Origin of the sequence: Spirillospora sp. NPDC049652 (assembly GCF_040675125.1) — a bacterium.
Lineage (GTDB): Bacteria > Actinomycetota > Actinomycetes > Streptosporangiales > Streptosporangiaceae > Spirillospora.
Window position 1 is genome coordinate 1 of record NZ_JBFAOF010000537.1, and the last position, 4,946, is coordinate 4,946.

The window sequence follows — 4,946 nt, forward strand, 5'->3', positions numbered from 1 at the left end:
GGCCGCGGGGCTGACGGTCCAGCTCGCCGACGCGCGGCCCGAGGCCGTGGGCGAGGCCGTCCGGTACGTGGGCGCGATGTTCGACAGGCTCGCGGCGAAGGGCCGGATGACCGCCGATGACGCGGCGGCGGCGACCGCCCGGCTCGTCCCGCTGGACGACCCGCTCGCCCCCGCCGACCGGCTCGACCTGGTCGTCGAGGCCGTCCGGGAGGACCTGGACACCAAGCAGCGGCTGTTCCAGGGGCTGGAGAAGGCGTGCCCGGCGACGACCGTCCTCGCCACCAACACCAGCTCGCTCTCGGTCACGCGGATCGCGGCGGGCATGACCGACCCGTCCCGGCTCGCCGGCCTGCACTTCTTCAACCCCGTGCCGCTGATGAGACTCGCCGAGGTGATCGCAGGAGCGCGGACGGCGGACTGGATCCCGGACGCGCTGACCGGCCTGGTGCGGCGACTCGGGCACACGCCCGTCCGCGCGCCCGACACACCCGGCTTCCTGGTCAACCACGCCGGGCGCGGCCTGTCGACCGAGGCGTTGCAGATCGTCGCCGAGGGGACGGCCCGCCCGGTGGACGTGGACCGCGTCGCCCGCGACGTCCTCGGCCTGAAGATGGGTCCGTTCGAGCTGATGGACCTCACCGGCCTGGACGTCTCGCATCCCGTCCTGGAGACCATCTGGGAGGGGTTCCACTACGACGAGCGGTTGCGGCCGTCCTGTCTCACGCGCGCGCGGTACGACGCGGGCCTGTTCGGCCGGAAGGTCGGTGAAGGCTGGTACCGGTACGCGGACGGCGTGAAGCAGGAGCCGGACGAGGCCGTCCCGAGCGTCCCGCCGTCCGCGGTGTGGGTGAAGGGAAGCGCGCTACTGCGCGACCTGCTGCGTGAGGCCGGGGTCGAACTGAGCATGTCGGGCGTGATGCTGGACGTCCCCGGCGACTGCGAGCCGGTGAACGCGGGCCGGGACGCCTCCCGGACGCTCCGCGTCGACCCGACCGGCGGCTTCGAGAAGCGGATCGTGCTGGCCGTCCATCCCGGCGCGGACCCGGACGCGGCGCGCGGCGCGCTCGCGGCGCTGGCGGCGACCGGCCGCCCGGTGACGGTCGTCGCCGACGCCCCCGTGTCGGTGGCGCGCCGCCTGCGGGCCTCGATCGTCAACGTGTCCTGCGAGATCGCGCAGCGCGGCCTCGCCACGCCGGACCACATCGACACCGCCGTTCGGCTCGGCCTCGGCTACCCGCACGGGCCGCTGGAGTGGGGGGACCGGTGGGGCGCCGCGTCCGTGGCTTCCGACCTGCGCAAACTTCACGAGCGCACTGGCGACCCGCGGTACCGGGCGAGCCGCTGGCTGACCGACCGCGCCGCCCTCGGCCTCCCCCTCACCGACCCGGGCACCTCACCTCAGGACGTCTTCGGAGCCGGGTAGGCACCCCGCGCCGGCGAGGACGCGGGGTGCTGCGGAACGAAGCCGCGGGATCAGAAGGGCAGCCCGGCGGGCGGCTTCGGCTTGGCGTCCGTCCAGCCACCCGACCGGACGATCCAGTAGGAGAGCACCGCGCCGGTCTTCCGGGCGGCGTACGGCCCGCCCGGAGTCGCCAGGACGTTCTGCTGGGACAGCAGCGCCCCGGTCTTGGCGTCGAAGACCAGTTCCTCCTGCTCGCTGTAGGTGCCCTGCTCGTTCCTCGGCGCGCCGTACTCGGCGGTCACCTTGCGCGTCACGGGCGCGGCCACCAGGGCGACGCCTTCGCGGCCGAGCGGATCCCGCACGTTCTTGACCGTCCGGATGCCGGGTTGCGCCGCGAGCGCCCGCATCAGCCCCGCGCGGACCTTCGGCGGCAACGGCATGTCCTTCAGCGCGGAGCCCGCGGTGAAGATCTTCTCCCGGGGGGTCAGGTCGCGCGGCGGGATCGAGCCGGGGTTCTGCTTCAGCCGGTACAGCTCGGCCTGCGGCATGTCGTCCAGCGCCAGGGGGTCGAGCGCCTCGAAGCCGGTCAGGCGCGGGAAGAGCATCTTGGCAAGGACGGAAGGGTCGGTGGGCAGCGACGCGAAGTCGGCCGCGGACATGGGCTTGTTCTTTCCAGCCGCGGCCGACTTCCGGTCCGGGCCGAGGCCGGGGAACTGCCCGCCCCGTCCCCTGCCCGCGGGGTCGTACTCCCAGGCCGTGGCCTTGGTGGTGTAGGTCCAGTAGTGGTCGTTGGACCACACGCGGAACGACGACGGCGAGCCCGCGCGCTTCCATCCCGCCGCGTCCTCGGGCGACGCCGGACGGCTCGGCAGGTCGCGTCCCCAGAAACCGGAGCCGTCCTCCCGCTTCGCCCCCACGTACTGGTAGGTCTCGCTGTGCGCGCCGATGATCGCGTACGCGCCGGACGCCGGACGCTGCATGTACGACTGGCCCTGGATCTCGTCGGAGTACCAGTAGCGGCCGCTCGGCAGCAGGTCCGCCTTGGCGGCGACCTCCAGGAAGGAGCCGTCGGCGCCGCCGTGCGCGCCGGGCGCCCGGGGCGTCGCCGTGCCCGACGACATCATGACCGCGACGGCGGCGGCCGCGCCCGCGAGGGTCAGCCCGAACCCGGTGAAGAGGGTGAGGCGGGGCGGGGAGAGGCGGCGGCGTGCCGGGCGGCGCGCGGGACCGTGCGCAGCGCCGCGCGCCTCGGTTTCGAGGCGTGCGCGTCCGGCGGCGACGGACCCCTCGGTCGGATTGGCGGCGAGCATGCCGAGCGCGTCGAGATCGTCCATGGTCAGTGTCCTTCCGGTGTGGTGGAGAGGGCGGCGCGGAGCTTCCCGCGCGCGCGGTTCAGGCGGGAGCCGACCGTCCCGTACGGGATGTCGAGGGCGTCGGCGACCTCCTGGTGGGTGAGGCCGGCGAGCGCGACGAGCAGCACGACGTCGCGTTCCCTGGCCGAGAGGCTCCGCAGCGCGGCGGCCAGCCGGGGCTGGACGACGTGCGCGTCCACGGCGGCGGCGACCCGGTCCTCGTCGCCGTCGTGCGGACGGTCCTGGCCGACGCGGGCGAGCGCCCGGTAGTGGCGCTCCTCGGCGCGGCGGTGCTGGGCGACCAGCCGGGTCGCGATGCCGAACAGCCAGGCGCGCATCACGCCGCGTCCGGGATCGAAGTCGGCGCGGCGGCGGAACGCGGCCAGGAACGTCTCGGCGGCGACGTCGTCGGCGGCCTGCTGCCCGAGCCGTCCGGAGACGTACCTGTAGACCGCGACGTAGTGGCGGTCGTAGATACCGGTGAACCGCTCGGGCTCGGCAAGGGATGCGGCGACGATCCGGGCGTCGTCCTCCACGGCCGGTGGAGCGCTCATGGCATGGGGTCCTTCCGGTCGGTGTCACTTGTACTCCGCCGGTGGACCGGATCACTTTCGGCGCGATCACGGATTTTCTCGTGCGCGTGGGAAGTGGGAAGCAGGTTGCAGAAAGGACCGTGCCCCGCGGCATGAGCACGCGGGGCACGGAGTGGGGACGGAGGTCAGGAAGGCAGGTCGGCCGGGGGCTGCGGCTTGCTGTCGGTCCACCCGGCCTGGCGGAGGATCCAGTAGTTCAGGACCGCGCCCGGCTTGAGCTTCGCGTACGGGCCGCCGGGAGTCGTGAGGACGTCCTGCTGGGAGAGGAGTTCACCCGTCTTGGGATCGAAGACGAGTTCGGTCCGCTGCGTGTAGGTGCCCTGCTCGGCCTTCGGGGCGCCGTACTCGGCCGTCCGGGTGACGCGCTCGGGCGCGACCGAGAGAGCGAGGCCCTTGCGGCCGAACGGGTCCACCGCGTCCTTCACCGTCTGGATGCCCGGCTGGGCGGCCAGCGCGCGCATGAGCCCGGCGCGGACCTTGGGCGGCAGCGCCATGCCCCTGAGGGCGCCTCCCGTTTCCACGAGCTTCGCGCGCGGGGTCATGTTCTTCGCCCCCGGCTTGGCCTCGAACTTCTTCCGGTAGGCCGGAGACAGCGGATGCCCGCCCCAGCCCTTGAAGGAGTAGAACGCGTCCGCGAGGGCCGCCGGGTCGGTCGGCAGCGTGGCCAACTCGTCCTTGGTCAGCAGCGTTCCGCCGGGACCGTGGAACTTCCCGCCCTGCATGGCGTCGGACTCCCCCGCGCTCCAGGGCCGCGTCTTGGCGGTGTACGTCCAGAAGTGATCGTTCGACCAGACCCGGAAGGACGACGGCGAACCGGCGCGCTTCCACGCCGCCTCGTCCTCCGGCGTCGCCGGGCGGGCGGGGAGGTCGCGGCTGTGGTAGGTCGTGCCGCCCTTCTTCCCCGTGGTGGTGTAGGTGTGCGACTCGGTCCGGGCGCCGAAGATCGCGTACGCGCCGGTCTTCGGCCGCATCACGTACACCTGGCCGCTGACCTCGTCGGAGAACCAGTACTTGCCGGTCGGCGCAAGTTCGGCCTTCGCGGCGACCTCCATGAAGTCGTGCTCGCCCTGGGCGACGGGCGGAGCGGTCTTCCCGGACGGGCCGTCCTGGCCGGTCACGACGATGACGGCCGCCGCGGCCGCCCCCACCGCGAGCAGGCCGACGCCGAACTTGAGGCGCCACCCGCCGAGCAGGCGCCGCCGCGACGGGACGGCGGCGGGAACCGGCGCGGAGGCGGACTCGGCGCCGGTCCTCTCGGCCGCGATCAGTGCCGCGAGCCGCATGCGGGCGGCGGCCGCCTCGTCCGGCGTCGGCGGGCGGGGCGAGCCGTAGGCGTCGCGGACGGTGCGGATCTCATCCATGGTCGTCCTCCTGAGCGTGCATCGGATTGGTCCCGCCAAGCGCCGCGCGCAGTTTCCGCCGGGCCCGGTTCAGCCGCGAGCCGACCGTGCCGTAGGGGATCTCCAGCGCCGCGGCGACCTCCTGGTGGCTGAGGTCGGCGAGCGCGACCAGCAGCAGCACGTCCCGGTCGCCGTCCGGGAGGTCGGCGAGCGCCCGGGCCAGCGCGCCGCGCAGCCCGGCGGCGTCCACCGCGACGTC

General features: G+C 73.9%; 5 protein-coding genes. 1 reads left to right on the plus strand and 4 read right to left on the minus strand.

The annotated features are described in order from the left end of the window. Positions 1-1,423, plus strand: a 1,423-nt coding sequence (locus tag AB0J52_RS27190; RefSeq protein ID WP_500185163.1) for a 3-hydroxyacyl-CoA dehydrogenase NAD-binding domain-containing protein, incomplete at its 5' end; no start/stop codon positions are given. A 50-nt stretch (positions 1,424-1,473) separates the two neighbouring features. On the opposite strand, the gene AB0J52_RS27195 is transcribed toward AB0J52_RS27190, so the two are convergent. From AB0J52_RS27195 to AB0J52_RS27210, 4 genes are all read right to left on the minus strand, one after another. Continuing rightward, positions 1,474-2,736 carry a hypothetical protein gene (locus AB0J52_RS27195; protein WP_500185165.1) on the minus strand — a complete coding sequence of 421 codons (1,263 nt, stop codon included), beginning with the start codon at positions 2,734-2,736 and terminating at the stop codon, positions 1,474-1,476. Positions 2,737-2,738: 2 nt separating this feature from the next. Next, on the minus strand, positions 2,739-3,308 hold the full coding sequence (locus tag AB0J52_RS27200) for an RNA polymerase sigma factor (protein WP_500185166.1): 570 nt from the start codon (positions 3,306-3,308) through the stop codon (positions 2,739-2,741). A 164-nt stretch (positions 3,309-3,472) separates the two neighbouring features. Next, the gene (locus AB0J52_RS27205; RefSeq protein WP_500185167.1) at positions 3,473-4,708 is read right to left on the minus strand and encodes a hypothetical protein; all 1,236 of its coding nucleotides are present in this window, start codon (positions 4,706-4,708) and stop codon (positions 3,473-3,475) included. Then, positions 4,701-4,946: RNA polymerase sigma factor (locus AB0J52_RS27210; protein WP_500185168.1), on the minus strand; the 246-nt coding region annotated here is incomplete at its 5' end. The genes AB0J52_RS27210 and AB0J52_RS27205, both read right to left, overlap by 8 nt.

Coding starts and splice junctions, on each gene's coding strand:
- AB0J52_RS27195 (WP_500185165.1), bottom strand. CDS start 2,736: ATGGACGATCTCGACGCGCTCGGCATGCTCGCCGCCAATCCGACCGAG.
- AB0J52_RS27200 (WP_500185166.1), bottom strand. CDS start 3,308: ATGAGCGCTCCACCGGCCGTGGAGGACGACGCCCGGATCGTCGCCGCA.
- AB0J52_RS27205 (WP_500185167.1), bottom strand. CDS start 4,708: ATGGATGAGATCCGCACCGTCCGCGACGCCTACGGCTCGCCCCGCCCG.